The sequence below is a fragment of the Defluviimonas salinarum genome, assembly GCF_026013545.1.
Classification (GTDB): domain Bacteria; phylum Pseudomonadota; class Alphaproteobacteria; order Rhodobacterales; family Rhodobacteraceae; genus Albidovulum; species Albidovulum salinarum.
The window spans coordinates 15,318-31,054 of record NZ_JAPDOG010000022.1; the positions used below are offsets into that span (position 1 = coordinate 15,318).

Below are 15,737 nucleotides of genomic sequence, written 5' to 3' on the forward strand. Positions count from 1 at the left end.
CCTCGCGCCTTGTCAGATCGGGTAGGAAAAGAGACCGGCCCGCGCCGAAGCGCGAACCGGTCAGGGAGCATCCTCATGAACGGGCAGCATGTTTCGTCGTGTCGGAGGCCAAGCGGCCGGCAACCAGGTGATAAGTCGAGTTCGGGCGGGTCATCGTGCTAACGTTGATGTTGGCGTTGCGGCAGCACGCGATGCCCAAACAGATCGGGCCGATTGCTGAAACCGAAGCGGTCATTATGAGGCCCTCACCAAATGAAATACCGAATGTCACCGTAGAGGTTCCCGCGATCTGAGCCCGATCGGAACATCGCTCGCCGGGCCGTTCCTTGGGATTGAAGCGCAGGTTTCACTATTGTTGAACCCACGAGAACTCGAACTCACTTTGAAGAACCTCAAAGAATTATGATCGTTGGGTCACGGCAAAAGAAAAGCGGCCGAATTTCTTCGACCGCTTATTGTTAATACTTTCAGATTCTTAGTTCATCCAGGCTGACCACATGCTCCGGTTGGTCTCGATCCACTCCTGCGCTACCGCCTCAATATCGCGCCCCTCGACGTCAACTTCGCCGGTGGCGTTTGAAACCGCGGCCGTTTGCATCTGGAACAGATGGACCAGACGCGCCGCTTTCGGGTCGCGATCGCTGAAGGACTTGCTGCCGATCTTCCAGAGCCAGCCTGCGGAATAGCCGCAATCATAGGTGGCATCCGGGTTCGGACCCCAAGCGGCGTCTTCATAGCAGGCGTCGTCATGTTCGCCGAATTCGACGAAGCCGCCCGGTACCTGTTCGAAATACCAGTGCGGCACGAAACCCCAGCCGAGGATCGGTTCCTCGTTGTCGACCGCGCCCTTGACCGTGGCCACCATCGTAACCGGCGAACCCGAGCTGATGGCCTCGAAGTTCAGTTGCAGCGCGTCCATGCGACGCTGGCCGTCGGTTTCCCAATCGGCGGGTGCGTCGACGTACCGGCCGCGCGGTTCGGTTTCAACCGTTGAGAGCGCCTTGACGCAGGCTTCGTTCTGAAGCGCCGTCCAATCAGGCAGGCCCGGGCAGACTTCGGTCATGTAGTCCGGGTACCACCAGCCTTCCTTGATCCGAACGCCGGAGGTACCGAAGTTCACGACAGCTCCCGCTTCCACCGAGTCCATCAAGGTGTGCCATCCCGCAGTATCCCAGAAGGCCGCGACAACATCGATGTCACCGGTTTCCAGCGCGGGGACGAGCGCGGTATAATCCACCCGGACATACTCTACGTTGATCCCGGCCTCTTTCAGCACGCCGCCCAGCGTGTAAGTCAGGAAATCGCCATCAGTCGAGTCAATGACTGCGATCCGAACCGGCTCGGCTGATTGCGCGACGGCACTGCTCGCTGTCGAGAGGATGGAAGCTGCGGCGATGCCCAGAACTGTTGCAGTGGTTTTCATTCGTCTCTCCCCGTGGATGAAAGCCGGTCGCCCGATGCCGGGCAGACCTTCAGAGGCAGGATGCGGACTTTCAGGTTTTCAAGAAGGGACAGTGGCTCAACGTTACTTTGAGAAACACTAAACCGACGGAGTTCGGCTCTGAGGGGCGACCAATGCTTCGAGCATGGCCAAAGCTTACTTGTGGTGTCCAGTCTCCTACCGACAACTCAGTTTGTTAGCCCGTGGTGGAGATTAGCTTCATCGAGAAGGATGAGAGAATGGCACCCAAATGCATGGTTCTGAGTTCGACTGGACCAGAGGGCGGACTTGCCCGCGTACATGACATCGATCCGGCTATGGTCCTGAGCGGATCGCCAAACGAGCACAGCGCGTCATTTGCGAGTGTCGATGGAAAGTTCGATGTCGGGATCTTTCAGGCCGATGCCTACGAAGAGCGCATCGAAAACTATCCCGTGGCCGAGGTGATGGTGATCCTTGAGGGGCAGGCCCGGCTTGAATCCGATGACGGCACCGTAACTGAACTGCGCAGGGGCGATGTGGCCTATATCGAGAACGGCTGGACCGGCTACTGGCGCCAATCGGCGCGAATGCGCAAGTTCACCGTGATGTATACGCCCGATTGACGGAAAGGGGGGGCAATTCACCCCTCGTGGGTGATCTTGCCATCGCAGACGGTCAGCACCGCTCGAACGTCAAGAAGATCCTCCGGTTGCAACGTTTCGAGGTCTTGCGAAAACACGGTCACGTCCGCCAGATAGCCCGGTCGAAGCCGCCCCTTCACATGTTCCATCCCCTCCGCATAGGCAGCGTCGCAGGTATAACCGGCGATCATCTGCATCAGCGTTTGTCTGTCATCGGCGTGATCCTCGCGCAGGCGCGGCCGGGTCATACCGGCGTGGAACGTGACCATAGGATCAAGGGGGGCCACAGGCCAATCGCTGGAAAACGGCATGGCCGGGCTGACGGTACGCAGGCGGCTCCAAGCCCAGCCGTTGCCCAAACGGTCTGCCTGAACGCGCGGCAGGATGAAATCCGCGGGAAGGATGTAGCCCGGGTAATGCGTGGGCTGGAAGCAGGCGATTACGCCAAGTTCTGCAAATCGCGGCAGATCGGCGGGATCCACATGCTCGGCGTGTTCGATGCGATGCCGGCGGCGTTTGGGTCCGTTCTCCCGTATCGCTATCTCGATCCCGTCCAGGGCACGCCGTACGGCCGCGTCGCCGATACAGTGCAGGTCCAGCTGCAGCCCCCTGGCATCGGCCTCGATCGCGATCTTCGCCCAGGTTTCGAAGTCGAAATTTGCCGCCCCCCGATGTCCCGGCTTGTCGGCGTAATCGTTCAGCATGAACGCGGTGTGGCTGTCGAGCACACCGTCCATGAAGAGCTTGACCCGGCCGGAGCGTACGCGGTCGTCGCAGTAGGTAAGGTGCATTTCTTCGGCAATTGCGAGATCGGCCAGCGCCTTGTCGCTTGTCATGTGAAACGGGCTTTGCACGCGAAGGCGGAAATCGCCCGCAACGTCAATCTCGCGGCACAGCTCAAGCGTGTAGAGATTGCCGTCCATGTTGTGGACCGAGGTGAACCCGTAAGTTGCGCAATGCGTCATCCCGTTCAGAAGCATCACCCGGTCACGGGCGCGCGCGGTCCCATCCGGCGCGGGATCGGGCTCGCGCCCGGTCGTGTATCCCAGGGCATCGCGGCCTCCGGTCGGGCCAAGGGCCAGAACCGGGCCGAAGGCGCCGGCCTCAAGCAATTCGCCCGTCGCCGTGCCATCCTGCCCGATCACGACCTGGCTGCCGAACGGCACCTTGCCGCCACGCAAGAGCCCCACCGCGCTCAATGCACAGCTATTGGCCCAAGCCGTGTGCAGCCCGGCATCCATGATCGCAAGGCACCGGTCCGGCAAGATGTGATCCAGCGCGTGTCGGTCGATCACAGCCCCGCCGAACATCGCGTAGGATCCGCCCTCCACATGGATCAGGGCGTCCTGCGGCCGGGTTGCGGCAAAGACGCGGATCCGTTCGGCAACTGCTTCAAAGCTCTCAGCGCCTGACAGGTTTAGCCGTTCGAGCGAGGCGGCGCCCATGAACAGGTGAAGGTGGGACTCTATAAGGCCCGGCGTGGCCGTGGCACCCCGGGCATCGAGTATCCGGGTGTTGGTCCCGCGTAGGGCTGCGATGTCGGCAACGCTTCCCAGCGCCAAGATGCGATTGCCATGTATGGCGAGTGCCTCCGTCCGGGGGCAGGCCGGGTCCATGGTCAGGACCCGAGCATTGGTGATGATCAGATCAGCGCGCAAACGCGGCTCCGGCGCCCACGGCAACCGCGCGGCGGCGGGCGAAATTGGCGATCGCGGTGTCTTGGGCACCGGTTCCGGTCAGATCGCAGATGGTGATCGCCTCGGATGACGGCCGGCCAGCTACCGCACCGGTGACTATCTGGCCCAGCTCCGGCGGCGTCACATCCGTCAGAAATCCGGCCGCACGGGCAGACCGCAACTCCCCCAGCGCTACGCATTGGCTCACACGGTCGCAGACATAGAGATCGGCGGCCGCGATGGCCTTGGGGTCGATCTCGTTTTTGCCGTGCTGATCCGATCCCATGCAGGTGATGTGCAGGCCGGGATGCAACCAATCCGCCATCAGCACCGGGGTGCGCGCCGGGGTCGTCGTGACGACAAGGTGGGATTGGCGCACCACCTCTTCCGCGCTTTCGGCCACCCTGACTAAAGCGCCCGTGGCGGCCGTAATCTCGGCGGCGGCTTCCTGGTTCAGGGCGTCGTCCGGCGACCAGACCAGCGCGTGGCGGAAAGGCCGGACCAGATGGGCCGCGATCATTTGCAGGCGCGCCTGTACACCCGCACCAATGACCCCGGCGGTTTCCACCACCGTCGGCGCCAGGTGCCGCGCCGCAACCGCGCCTGCGGCGGCGGTACGCACATTTGTAAGATACCCGTTGTCGAGCAGCAGCGCTTCGACCAGCCCCGTCCGGGCCGACAGCACGACCATCATGCCGCTCAGGCTGGGCAAGCCGATCTTGGGGTTGTCGAAGAAGCCGGGGCTGATCTTGATCGCGAACGAGTCCATGCCGGGCAGGTAAGCCGTTTTTACATCGACCTCGCCATTGGCCTCTTTCATCTCCATCGACAGGATCGGCGGCATCACCACGCCCGGCCCGGCCAGAGCGCGGAAACAGCTCTCGACCGTGTCGATGGCTTCAAGGTTCAAGGGTGCGGCCCGGCGCAGCTCGGTTTCATTCAGGATGAGGATATCATTCATTTGGAGGACCCCTTCACGGTCAGATCGCCCAGCGTCACGGGGCGCCCCGCAGCCACGGCAGAGAATTGCCTCATGTCGACATTGCGCCCGGTGATGATCGTGGCCGTAGGTCCGCTAAGGGTCAGGCGGCCCGAGAGGATGGCGGCATGTGCGACAGCCGACGCGCCTTCGGCGACAAGCCGGTCTTCGAGGAATAGAGCGCGCATGCCGTCGTAGATCTCCTGCTCGCTCAGCAAGACGACGTCGTCGAGGTAGCGCTGGCAGGCGGCGAAGGAAAAGCGGTTCCGCAGCCCAATTCCGCCACCCAGAGAATCCGCGAGCGACGGCACCTCGGTCACCTCGACAGGCCGCCCCGCTTTCAGGCTTTCGGCCATGGCCGCGCCGCGATCCATGCTCAGCCCAATGACCCGGATCTTCGGATTCAGGGACTTCGCGGCCAGGGCGATGCCGCCGGCAAGGCCGCCACCCGACAGCGGCACCAGGATCGTTTCAAGCTCCGGAATGTCCTCGATCAGCTCGATGCCGAGCGTGCCCTGGCCACAAAGGACGTCGAAATTGTCAAACGGATGAATGTTGGTCACACCGTCCGAGGCGACCAGCCTTTGGACCTCTTCTTCGGCTTCGTCCTGGCTTTGACCGACACGGCGTACTTCCGCACCCAGGGCTTCGATGGCGCGGACCTTCACGTCGGGCACAAGTTCGGAAAGGCAGACGACGGCGCGGATGCCGCGGCGGGCGGCGGCGTAGGAAACGGCGCGCCCATGGTTGCCGGTCGAGCAGCAGGCCACGCCATTCTCAGCCTTGGAGATGTCGAGGTTCAGGATCGCATTGGTCGCGCCGCGCAGCTTGAATGCGCCGGAGGGTTGCAGTGTCTCCAGCTTGAGGTGAAACGGAACGCCACCCGCCCCCACAAGCGCCGAGGCGATGGCCGGCGTGCGGACCACCGCGCCTGCGATCCGCTTGCGCGCCGCGTAGATGTCTTGAAGGTCGGGAAGGTTAGCCATGATCTCCTACTTCTCAAATAGTCGGGCAGAAATCCGAACCGTCCCCAGGCGCAAAGAGGATGTGCGGACGGCAACGCGGAACCCCCAGCCACGGCGACGATTGGCTGTCGTTGCCCCGACGCCGCATGAACGGGTCTCAACATGAGATCGCTTAAGCGAAAATCATGAGTCCCATGAACACACTTGAGGAAAGATCAAAGTGAAACGGCCCGATCAGCCGTCCTCACGCCGCCGCAGCGTGGCAACCTTCTTCAGCGCTGCGACGAAGGGGTTGAGCGCGATCGACTCCCTTGCGCCCTTCTTGGTGATGACCGCATGTTCCGACACGTAAGTCATGCTGACGCGGTCAACGGCGTACAGCTTGCCCTGCTGCTCCCACGGTTTCGCAAAATGACGCGGCAGGAAGCCGAGATAACCCCCGGACAAGAGCATCGTCAGCATACCTTCCATACTGTTGACGGCACCGCCCTCACGCACCGCGTCGAAATGCTCGACACTGAAACCGCGATGATAGGGCCGCTGGATCGTGGCGTATTGGGTAAAGTCAACGTTCTTGACATCGTTGATCGTCGCACCGAATAGCGGGTGCCCTTCGCCGCAGTAAAGATCGTGCGGCTCATAGAAGAGCGGCGTGACGTTCAGCGCGTCGCTGTCCCTCTTGAATGGCCCAAGAGCGGCATGAATCTGGCCCGACAGGACATCGCGCTCCAGGGATTGGCGGGTGCCGACGATCAGGTCGAATTCCACCTCGTTCTTGACCTTGTTGAATTCACGAATTGCCTCGGCGAGCGGAAAGTCGGCATGCGCAGTTAACGCATCGACCATGCCGACCACCAGGCGCCCGGCCAGCAGGCTCTTAGTGCTGGCTACGATGCCAGAGAAATCGTCTATGGTTTTCAGCAGGCGCTTGGTTTCTTCGAAGACGACCTTGCCCCTTTCCGTCAGGCTGAACCCGCGCCGCCCACGTTCGCACAGGCGGATGCCAAGCCGGCTTTCGAGGTTGCCGATATGCAAGGAGATGGTCGAAGTCGATACGTTCAGCACGGACTCGGCCGCCGCAAATCCCTCGGATTCCACGACAACCACGAATACCCGCAGCAGACGCAAATCGATGTCGGAAACGCGATTCATTCTTTGGCCACCCCCGCAGCGCCGCTGACGATTCTTTTGTGAACGCTAAAGTGAACGCCTGATACGAGCAATCCTAGTTGCGAGGGCGGGATGATACTCGGACCAGACACGATGCCTCCCGATCTCACTGGGCGATCGGCGCAGGCGATGGCGAATGCAGGAGGTCGGACGTGTCGCAACTCGGGTTTTCTTCTTTGGAACCGGATCTGCTTGTCTCTGATCTGAGCGAACTGGCGAAGATTGGCGCCACGGACTCTGGCGGGATCACGCGTCCGGCCTATTCGGCTGCTTATAAGCAGGCGCAAGCTTGGCTCATCGCCCGCATGCAGGCGGCCGGGCTTGTGACCAGGGTGGACCCGGCCGGGAACATAATCGGGCGAATTGGGCCCGAAGACGCCCAGGTGATCGCTTGCGGCTCACATATCGACACCGTCCCCGGGGGTGGTGCCTATGACGGCGCGCTCGGGGTGCTTGCGGGACTCTCCGTGGCGCGCGCCCTCGCTCAACACCAGAACAAGATGGCCCTCGCGTTCGAGGTGATCGCGTTCTCCGACGAGGAGGGCGCCTATCTCAGCGAGGCGGGCGCGCGCGCGATGGCGGGCGATCTAACCGCACGCGAGATCCATGAGAACATTGGCCGTGATGGACGAAAAATGAGCGACGCGCTGGTCGATTTCGGGCTGGACCCCGAGGAGTTCGCGGCCGCCCGCCGCCCCGCGAGCGATTTCGCCGCCTATCTGGAACTGCATATCGAGCAGGGTCCCGTGCTGGAGGCGGCCGCGGTCGATATCGGTGTCGTCGAAAGCATCACCGGCATTCATACCGGCGAGCTGACGTTTAGCGGGCAGGCCAATCACGCGGGCACCACGCCGATCAGGCTGCGCCACGACGCCTTTCGCGCGGCCGCCGAAACCGTGAACGCGTGTTTCGACAAGGTGGAAAAATCCTTTCCGGACGAAACCCGTATCACCTTCGGCAAGGTCGACGTGGGACCGGGCGCCACGAATGTTGTTCCCGCCGAGGTTGTGCTGTCGTGTGAGATCCGGGCCGGGAGCGAAGCGCTCATCTCATCAGTTGCGGAGGAAACCGACGAGATCGCCAGGAGCATCGCCGAAGCCCATGGCGTCGCCGTGGAATCGCGGATGATTTCGCGCGAAGCACCGGCCGTGATGGACGGCCTGATCGTGCAAACAATCGAAGCATCCTGCAAGGCAGCGAACGTCAAGTTCGTGCGGATGAATTCCGGCGCGGGCCATGATGCCCAGATCATGGCCGGGTTCTGTCCGACGGGTATGATCTTCGTCCCCAGCCAAGGTGGCATCAGCCACAATCCGGCGGAATACACGTCGGCGGAACAAATCGAGGCAGGCGCGCGGGTATTGCTTGCGACGGTCCGCGCGCTGCTGCGCGAAGAGGAGCGCCGCGTACGTCAGGGGTTTTGACGCCGGACTTCGCGTGTTCGGTGTCAGTTCGACCACTTACTTTGAGAAACTCAAAACTGAACCACAGTATCCCGCTCTGTCTTTGGTGTAATCCGCACCTGAAACTGAACCGGACACAAGAAGAAAAACGGCCCGGACGACACGACAGAGTCACGACCAACAGGAGCCACGGTAAGACCATGACAACGCAAAAAGCTTTTCTCGAATGCAAAGGTGTCTGGAAGGTTTTCGGTCCCGGCGCGGAAGACTTCGCCACCAATCCGGGGGGCGAGGCCAGCACCGAGGAGTTCTCAGCACACGGTCTGATCGCAGGTGTGCGTGACGCCAGCCTGAGCGTCGCCAAGGGCGAGATCTTCATCATCATGGGTCTTTCCGGATCGGGGAAATCCACTCTCGTGCGGTGCATGACCGGGCTGCACGAACTGACGGCGGGCCATGTGCTGATCGATGGCATCGATATCAACAACATCTCTGAAAAAGAGCTGGTCAAGCTGCGCCGGAAGAAGATTTCGATGGTGTTCCAGGACTTTGCCCTGTTGCCGCATCTAACGGTCCTAGGAAACATTGCCTTTCCCCTGAAGGTGCAGGGCGTGCCGCGCGCAGAGCGCGAGGCAACTGCCCGCAAGATGATCGAACTTGTCGGTCTTAGCGGTCGCGAAAGTTACTATCCCGACGAGCTGTCTGGCGGCCAGCAACAGCGCGTCGGTATCGCCCGCAGCCTGACCACCCAGCCCGAGGTATGGTTTCTGGACGAACCGTTCTCTGCTCTCGATCCGCTCATTCGTCAGGAGATGCAGTCGGAATTCCTGCGGTTGCAGGCGATGCTGCACAAGACCATCGTCTTCATCACCCACGATTTCGACGAAGCCATCCGCTTGGCCGACCGGATGGCGGTAATGAAGGATGGTGAGATCGTGCAGATGGGCACGCCGGAGGAGTTCATCCTGAATCCAGCCAACGACTACATTCGCGAATTTACCAAGCACATTCCGAAAGACAAGGTTCTAAAGGTGGGCTCCATCGCCAACGGATCCGACGCGCCCACAAACGATCAGCCGCTACAGGCAAGCGCGAGCCTTCAGTCCGTTGCCGAACAGGTCATCGCCGGTGACGGGCGGCATCCGGTCATCGACGCTGCCGGCCAAGTGATCGGATCGCTGCATCGCAGTGAACTCGGCCCCTACCTGCTCTGAGGAGGGCCCGGCATGTCGCATCAAGGTTCAAGCAAGGCCTCGGCCGCGATCCGCGTCACGGCAATCCTGGCCGCAATCGCGGTTGCGGCTGCTTTCTGCTATCTCCTGCCGCGCAGCAACGGTCTGGTGGTGTTCCCCGCCGATTGGACCGTCGACTGGGCAACGCCGCTGACCGACTGGATGAAATACCTGTCGCGCGATTTCGATGTCTTCGGCCTGCAATTCGCCAAGATCACCCGCTTCCTGGGCTGGCTGGTCTCTCAACCTTTCGAGATTCTCGGCGGTGTCATGGGCACGGGCTTTACCTTCTACCGTGTCGATGCCGAACCTTTCGTGATCCCTCCGCTGCCATGGACCGGCATCACGATCTGTATCGTGCTGGTCGCCCATCACGTCGGCACATCCCGGCTCGCACTCTGGAGCGCCGCCACATTTCTCTTCTTCGCTGTCTTCGGGCTGTGGGAATCGGCGATGCTGACTCTATCGTCGGTAACGATCGCGGTGATCATCGGCGGGTTTATTGGGGTTCTTCTCGGGGTGCTAGGCTATCGCAAGCCGTGGGTCGACGCGCTGTTGCAGCCGATCTACGACATCATGCAGACACTGCCGTTGTTTTCGTATCTTGTGCCGATGATTCTTTTTTTCGGCTTTGGCCCCATCGCCGCGCTCATGGCCACCGTCATCTTCGCGTTGCCGCCGATGGCCCGCGTCACCACGCAGGCGCTGAACGCGGTCCCCAACTCAGTGAAGGAGTTCGGACGGATCGCCGGGGCAACGCGGTTCCAGCGCACCTGGTGGGTGCTGGTACCAGCGGCGCGCAAGCAACTGCTGCTCGGGCTCAACCAACTCATCATGCTGTCGCTCGCGGTGGTGATCGTCGCATCCCTTATCGGTGCTGGCGGGCTGGGCGGCGATGTGCTCAAGGCGCTCCGGTCGGTGCGGATGGGCGATGCGCTTGCTTCGGGTTTTGCGATCACCTTCATGGCGATCACGCTGGACCGCCTCTCGTATGCCGTAGCGATGCGCCGCCACGTCCACGAAACGGTGACACGCGGGTGGTTACAACGCAACAAGCTGCTTGTGTCCTGCCTGGCGGCCATGGCCGCGACGATCGCCCTGTCGACTGTCCTGCCCGCCCTGCACACCTATCCCGATGCATGGACGGTCGAACTCGGCCGCTTCGGCAACGGCGTGGTCAGCTGGATCAGCTCGACCTTCGACGCCCAGATCACCGGATTGCGTGATGGGACCATCGTCTGGTTCCTGAAACCGACCAAGATCTTCTTCCTCAGCGTTCCGTGGGCGGGTTTCGTCCTGGTTGTGGGCGTTGTCGGCTGGGCTCTGGGCGGTTGGCGGCTAGCGCTCCTCGGGGTTGCGATCTTCACGGCCATCGCTCTGCTCGGCTATTGGAAGAAAGCAATGATCTCACTCTACATCGTCGTTCTGTCGGTGTTCGCATCCATGATCATCGGGTTTGCCCTCGGGCTTTGGGGTGGCCTGTCGGACCGGGCAAACCGCGCGCTGACCGCTCTTGTCGACATTCTGCAAACCCTGCCCACCTTCGTCTACCTGATCCCGGTCGTGATGCTGTTCTCGATCGGCGATTTTCCGGCCTTCGTCGCGATCGTTCTCTATGCGATCGCACCGGGCATCCGTTACACTGCGGCGGGCATTCGCGGAGTCAGGGAGAACCTGATTGAAGGCGCGATGATGTCGGGCTGCAACCGGCGTCAGATGATCTGGCAAGTCAAGGTGCCGCTAGCCCTTCCAACCATCCTTCTCGGGCTCAACCAGGTCGTGATGATGGCCTTCGGCATGCTGGTGATCACTGCGCTCGTCGGCACACGCGGCCTGGAGGAAGTTACCCTGGTGGCGATCTCGCGGGTGAACCCGGGTGACGGGCTTATGGCCGGGCTCGGTATCGCCGGCATGGCCATCGTGTTCGACCGTTACATCAAGGCTCTCAACCGGAAGTTGGCCCACCAACTGGGCCTCCCGGTCCCGAAATGAGGAGATCAGACATGCGGGAAGTCTTCGACTATATCATCGTCGGCGCGGGCAGCGCGGGCAGCGTCCTGGCGGAGAAGCTCTCGGCCAGCGGCCGCCACAGGGTGCTGCTGCTTGAGGCCGGCGGAACCGACATCAACCCCTTCGTCGCGGCCCCGGTTGGGGAAACCCAGCTCCTGGAAACCCGCTGGGACTGGGCCTTCAAAGGCGAACCCGAAGAGCGTCTGGGCAATCATCGCCTGGTCCTGTCGCGCGGGCGCTGTCTTGGCGGCTCATCCTCGATCAATGGCCAGCTCTGCTTCCGCGGCCATCCCGGCGACTACGACCGTTGGGCGCGCATGGGCAACGACGGCTGGGCCTACAAGGACGTTCTTCCGCTGTTCCGCGACATGGAGCGGTGGGAAGGCGGCGGCAACGAATATCGCGGCGACAAAGGGCCGCTGCGCACGGCGCGCGGCTATTCTGGCAATCCGATGTTCCAGGCCTTCGTCGACGCCGGCGTGCAGGCGGGCTACCGCGAGACCAACGATTTCAACGGGCCCGAGCCGGAGGGGTTCGGCCATTGCCAGCACACCCACTACCATTGGCCGATCCTGCGGTGCTCGGCTTCTTACGCGTTCCTGCTCAAGGCGCGCTGGACCCGCAAGAACCTGGAGATTCGCAAGGGCGCAACCGTGCACAAGATCGTCCTCGACGGCAAGAAGGCGGTGGGTGTGCGCTATGAGCGCAAGGGCCAGATGCATGAGGCGCGCGCCAATGCCGAGGTGATCGTGTCGTGCAGCCCCTATCAGAGCCCCAAGCTCCTGATGGTTTCGGGCATCGGCCCGGCCGCCCATCTGAAAGAGCACAATGTTCGGGTGGTGCATGACCTGCCCGGCGTGGGCCAGAACCTGATGGATCAACTCGGCAGCTTCGTCCAGCACGACTGTCTTCTGCCGATCACCTACTATCGCTACAAGAACCCGATCCGGGCCTTTGGTGCCGTGCTGGAGTGGCTGTTCCTCTCGCGCGGGCCGGCGACGCTGTTCCCGATGGCGTCGAGCGGGCTGGTGAAATCTTCCCCGGAGGTCGAACTGCCCGACCTGCAGTTCTACATGTTCCCGGCCGCGGTGAACCCGCACAGCGAAGGCACCTATGATTTCAAGCACCACGGGTTCAACGTGCATTGGGGGCTGGTCCACCCCAAGAGCCGGGGCACGGTGCGTCTGCGCTCGTCCGATCCCACGGCGGCGCCGGTGATCCACAACAACTTCTTCAGCCACGAGGACGACCGCATCCTGAACCGCAAGGCGTTCCGCATCGCGCGCGAGTTGCTGAAGCAACCGGCGCTGGACAAGTATCGCGGTGAGGAAATCGCGCCGGGGCCAGATTGCGTCACCGATGAGCAGATCGACGAACACACGTCGCGCTACTTCGCGAATCATTACCACCCGAGCGGCACTTGCAAGATGGGTGTCGATGATATGGCCGTGGTCGACCCCAAGCTGCGTGTGCACGGTATGCAGAACCTGCGCGTCATCGACAGTTCGATCATGCCGATCGTCGTCACTGGCGGGCTCAACGTGCCCTCGATGATGATCGGGGCAAACGGGGCCAAGTTTATCCTCGACGAGCAGCGCTAGGTGATCACGCGCCCGGCCAAGTCGCTTGTTAAAAAAACCAGAAAGACAGAGTCCCATGCATGACAGCGTCAAAGCATATCTCGACCGATACTCCATCACGCCGCAAACGCGGTCTTTTCTGGGAGCAGCGCCGAAATTGTTCGTGAACGGTCAGTTCATCGAAGGCGCCGCCACCGGTACTCTTGACGTGATCGAACCCTCTACCGGGGCGAAGATAGCCGAGGTTCTCATGGGGGCAAAGTCGGATGTCGACGCGGCTGTCGCCGCAGCGCGGCGCGCATTCGACGAGGGGCCCTGGCCACGCATGGCCCCTAATGCGCGCGAACGTATCCTGCACAAGCTGGCCGATTTGATGGAACGAGACGCCCGGCACCTGGCCGAGATCGAATCGCTGGATACCGGCAAAGCCATCGGTCCCTGCCTGGAGGCCGACATTCTCTCTTCGGCCGATCTGTTGCGCTACATGGCCGGTTGGGCGACGAAAATCGAAGGCGCGACGCGCGATATTTCGAGCAAGGGCTTCTTCAGTTACACGCGAAAGGCGCCGGTTGGCGTTGTCGGCGCGATCACACCTTGGAATTTCCCTCTGAACACCTTGTTGTGGAAGTTCGCAGCGGCGATGGCCGTTGGCTGCACGATGGTCGTCAAGACCTCCGAAATCACGCCAATGAGCGCCATGATCTTCGCCCGCCTTACGCAAGAGGCAGGCATCCCCGAAGGTGTGTTCAATGTCGTGACGGGCGCGGGGCGCGAAGTCGGGGCGTCTCTGGCCGGGCATCCCGGTATCGACAAGCTGACCTTCACCGGCTCGACCGCCACGGGTCGCGCGGTGGGGCACGCAGCCATGGACAACTTCACGACCCTGACGCTCGAGCTCGGCGGCAAATCCCCGATGTGCGTATTCCCCGACGCCGATCTCGATGCCCTGGCCGAGGGCACACGCTGGAGCGTCTATTTCAACACAGGGCAGAACTGTTCGGCCGGGACGCGGCTGTATCTGCACAAGGATGTCTACGATGCGGGCGTGAAAGTGATCGTGGACCGGATCGGCCGCATGAACGTCTGCGAGGGCCTCAACCCGGACTGCGATATGGGCCCCATGGTGTCCGCCGCGCAACGCAACAGCGTCCGTCGTTACATTGATATGGGCCGCACGGATGGCGAAGTTCTGATGGGAGCCGAACAGCCTGACGGCCCGGGGTTTTTCGTCAACCCCACCCTAATCGCCATGCGCGACAACAAGCACCCGCTGGTGCAGGAGGAGATCTTCGGTCCGGTCCTCGTCGTCTTGCCGTTCGAGACGGAAGACGAGGTGATCGGCCTCGCCAACGACACGCGATACGGGCTGGCAGCCAGTGTCTGGACTGCCCAAAACGCCCGGGCGGTCCGTGTGTCGGAACGGTTAAACGCGGGTTCGGTCTGGATCAATTGCCACGACATTCTGGACAGCGCCATGCCCTTTGGTGGTGTCAAAGCCTCGGGCTTCGGCAAGGACATGGGACGTGAACAGCTTGACAGCGTTCTTAAGACCAAGGCCGTGACCATGGCCCTGTAGCGGCCAGGCCTCGCCCGAAACACAAGGACTGCGATGTGCCTTTGCTGTCACAGCGTGCAGATGCCGCGCGCACGGTTCGGGCGCGCGGCATTGTTTTCAGGCGTGTGCGGCCACCTCTGTTTCGCCATCGACGCCGGGAAGAACGCGCCCGTGCTCCGACACAATGAAGGTCAGGTCGACGCCAGCGGCCAGCGCGGTCGCGCAGGCGCGCTCCATTTTCCGGGCCATGGCGTCGACATGCGCGGCGGTAATCGGCCTCATGGGGTTGTAATAGACGATCACGAGGAACTGGCGCCCGAACTTGGACACCGAAAGGTCGACGAGCGCGCCGGCATCGTCTTGCACGACCGGGCGGACGGACCGTCGGACGGTCGCGATATGGCGGGGATGGGCGGTGACGCCCGCGAGTTCACCCAGGCCGGACATGAAGTCCCTGTAGTATTGCGAGACCGCAGCGACGCAGAGAAACAGGACGACGATGGAATCCCCGACCGGAGCAATCGGGGCGAGGAAACCGTCGCGAAAGATGTGAACGCCGAACAGACCCACGGCGGCCGATCCGGTGATCAGGGCGTCAAACGCGGCCGCCTGAGCCTCGATCCGCAACACATCGCTGACGCGCCCGGTCTTTCGCCACGCGCGGTAATGAAATCCCCAGAGCAGAACACAGGTCAGCCCGATGAACAGGAAATAAACCACCATCGGTTCGAAGATCAGTTCCTGCGGCGGTTCACCCCGCAGGTAGTCGGCAATGCCGAGCAGTGCGCTCAATGAGGCAAAGAGGACCAGGCCGATCAGCGACAACGACCGAAATGTCGCGAAGACCGCCTCGTCGCCAGAGTAGCCGATGGGGCGCCACTTGTCGGCCTGGCGCGTCACCCGGCGCGACACTCGTTTTCCGAGATAGGCCGCCAGAAAACCGATCAGCGAAAACAACCCATCGAGCAGGATTGCCTGCGAGTTCGAGAGGTAAGCGGCCAGGATGCCAGCGGCGCCCATGAATAGGTTGCCCGCCATGCCGATGTTCATCGCCCGCAGTTCGAAGTGTCTGGCAGATTTCATTTCCGGGCTCCGATAGGCTT

The 15,737-nt window shown here is 62.0% G+C and carries 12 protein-coding genes; 6 read left to right on the forward strand and 6 right to left on the reverse strand.

The features are described 5' to 3' along the window. Nucleotides 1–475 precede the first annotated feature (475 nt). Nucleotides 476–1,423: an ABC transporter substrate-binding protein gene (locus OM960_RS18955; protein ID WP_264773058.1), complete on the reverse strand. Its 948-nt coding sequence runs from the start codon at nucleotides 1,421–1,423 to the stop codon at nucleotides 476–478. A gap of 224 nt (nucleotides 1,424–1,647) precedes the next feature. Between OM960_RS18955 and OM960_RS18960 the strand changes: the two genes are divergently transcribed. Then, nucleotides 1,648–2,046, forward strand: coding sequence for a cupin domain-containing protein (locus tag OM960_RS18960; RefSeq protein ID WP_264773059.1), 399 nt, complete (start codon nucleotides 1,648–1,650; stop codon nucleotides 2,044–2,046). Nucleotides 2,047–2,063: 17 nt separating this feature from the next. On the opposite strand, the gene OM960_RS18965 is transcribed toward OM960_RS18960, so the two are convergent. The 4 genes from OM960_RS18965 to OM960_RS18980 form a co-directional block, all read right to left on the reverse strand. Next, nucleotides 2,064–3,722 (reverse strand): amidohydrolase, encoded by a 1,659-nt coding sequence (locus OM960_RS18965; protein WP_264773060.1) that lies wholly within the window; start codon nucleotides 3,720–3,722, stop codon nucleotides 2,064–2,066. Next, nucleotides 3,712–4,701 carry a cyclodeaminase gene (locus OM960_RS18970; protein ID WP_264773061.1) on the reverse strand — a complete coding sequence of 330 codons (990 nt, stop codon included), beginning with the start codon at nucleotides 4,699–4,701 and terminating at the stop codon, nucleotides 3,712–3,714. The genes OM960_RS18965 and OM960_RS18970 overlap by 11 nt, the downstream gene beginning before the upstream one ends. Further along, complete coding sequence (gene eutB, locus OM960_RS18975; protein ID WP_264773062.1) at nucleotides 4,698–5,705, reverse strand: hydroxyectoine utilization dehydratase EutB; 1,008 nt, start codon at nucleotides 5,703–5,705, stop codon at nucleotides 4,698–4,700. The genes OM960_RS18970 and eutB overlap by 4 nt, the downstream gene beginning before the upstream one ends. Before the next feature lie 213 nt (nucleotides 5,706–5,918). Further along, complete coding sequence (locus tag OM960_RS18980; RefSeq protein ID WP_264773063.1) at nucleotides 5,919–6,836, reverse strand: LysR family transcriptional regulator; 918 nt, start codon at nucleotides 6,834–6,836, stop codon at nucleotides 5,919–5,921. A 170-nt stretch (nucleotides 6,837–7,006) separates the two neighbouring features. On the opposite strand from OM960_RS18980, the gene OM960_RS18985 reads away from it, so the two are divergent. From OM960_RS18985 to OM960_RS19005, 5 genes are all read left to right on the forward strand, one after another. Continuing rightward, nucleotides 7,007–8,278: a Zn-dependent hydrolase gene (locus tag OM960_RS18985; RefSeq protein ID WP_264773064.1), complete on the forward strand. Its 1,272-nt coding sequence runs from the start codon at nucleotides 7,007–7,009 to the stop codon at nucleotides 8,276–8,278. 179 nt (nucleotides 8,279–8,457) lie between these two features. Next, the gene (locus tag OM960_RS18990; protein WP_264773065.1) at nucleotides 8,458–9,471 is read left to right on the forward strand and encodes a quaternary amine ABC transporter ATP-binding protein; all 1,014 of its coding nucleotides are present in this window, start codon (nucleotides 8,458–8,460) and stop codon (nucleotides 9,469–9,471) included. 12 nt (nucleotides 9,472–9,483) lie between these two features. Next, nucleotides 9,484–11,481 (forward strand): ABC transporter permease, encoded by a 1,998-nt coding sequence (locus tag OM960_RS18995; RefSeq protein WP_264773066.1) that lies wholly within the window; start codon nucleotides 9,484–9,486, stop codon nucleotides 11,479–11,481. Between the two features lie 11 nt (nucleotides 11,482–11,492). Continuing rightward, nucleotides 11,493–13,100 (forward strand): choline dehydrogenase, encoded by a 1,608-nt coding sequence (locus OM960_RS19000; RefSeq protein WP_264773067.1) that lies wholly within the window; start codon nucleotides 11,493–11,495, stop codon nucleotides 13,098–13,100. A 55-nt stretch (nucleotides 13,101–13,155) separates the two neighbouring features. After that, entirely contained in the window at nucleotides 13,156–14,655 is a 1,500-nt protein-coding gene (locus OM960_RS19005) for an aldehyde dehydrogenase family protein (protein WP_264773068.1), read from the forward strand. A gap of 96 nt (nucleotides 14,656–14,751) precedes the next feature. Here the strand turns inward: OM960_RS19005 and OM960_RS19010 are convergent, their stop codons facing one another. Beyond that, a complete protein-coding gene (locus OM960_RS19010; protein ID WP_264773069.1) occupies nucleotides 14,752–15,717 on the reverse strand; it encodes a cation efflux transmembrane domain-containing protein in 966 nt (321 codons plus the stop codon). Nucleotides 15,718–15,737 lie beyond the last annotated feature (20 nt).

What these genes read in the sequence shown, in the direction of transcription:
- OM960_RS18955 (WP_264773058.1), bottom strand. Translation starts at nt 1,423, where the DNA reads ATGAAAACCACTGCAACAGTTCTGGGCATCGCCGCAGCTTCCATCCTC.
- OM960_RS18970 (WP_264773061.1), bottom strand. Translation starts at nt 4,701, where the DNA reads ATGAATGATATCCTCATCCTGAATGAAACCGAGCTGCGCCGGGCCGCA.
- eutB (WP_264773062.1), bottom strand. Translation starts at nt 5,705, where the DNA reads ATGGCTAACCTTCCCGACCTTCAAGACATCTACGCGGCGCGCAAGCGG.
- OM960_RS18980 (WP_264773063.1), bottom strand. Translation starts at nt 6,836, where the DNA reads ATGAATCGCGTTTCCGACATCGATTTGCGTCTGCTGCGGGTATTCGTG.
- OM960_RS18990 (WP_264773065.1), top strand. Translation starts at nt 8,458, where the DNA reads ATGACAACGCAAAAAGCTTTTCTCGAATGCAAAGGTGTCTGGAAGGTT.
- OM960_RS18995 (WP_264773066.1), top strand. Translation starts at nt 9,484, where the DNA reads ATGTCGCATCAAGGTTCAAGCAAGGCCTCGGCCGCGATCCGCGTCACG.
- OM960_RS19000 (WP_264773067.1), top strand. Translation starts at nt 11,493, where the DNA reads ATGCGGGAAGTCTTCGACTATATCATCGTCGGCGCGGGCAGCGCGGGC.
- OM960_RS19005 (WP_264773068.1), top strand. Translation starts at nt 13,156, where the DNA reads ATGCATGACAGCGTCAAAGCATATCTCGACCGATACTCCATCACGCCG.
- OM960_RS19010 (WP_264773069.1), bottom strand. Translation starts at nt 15,717, where the DNA reads ATGAAATCTGCCAGACACTTCGAACTGCGGGCGATGAACATCGGCATG.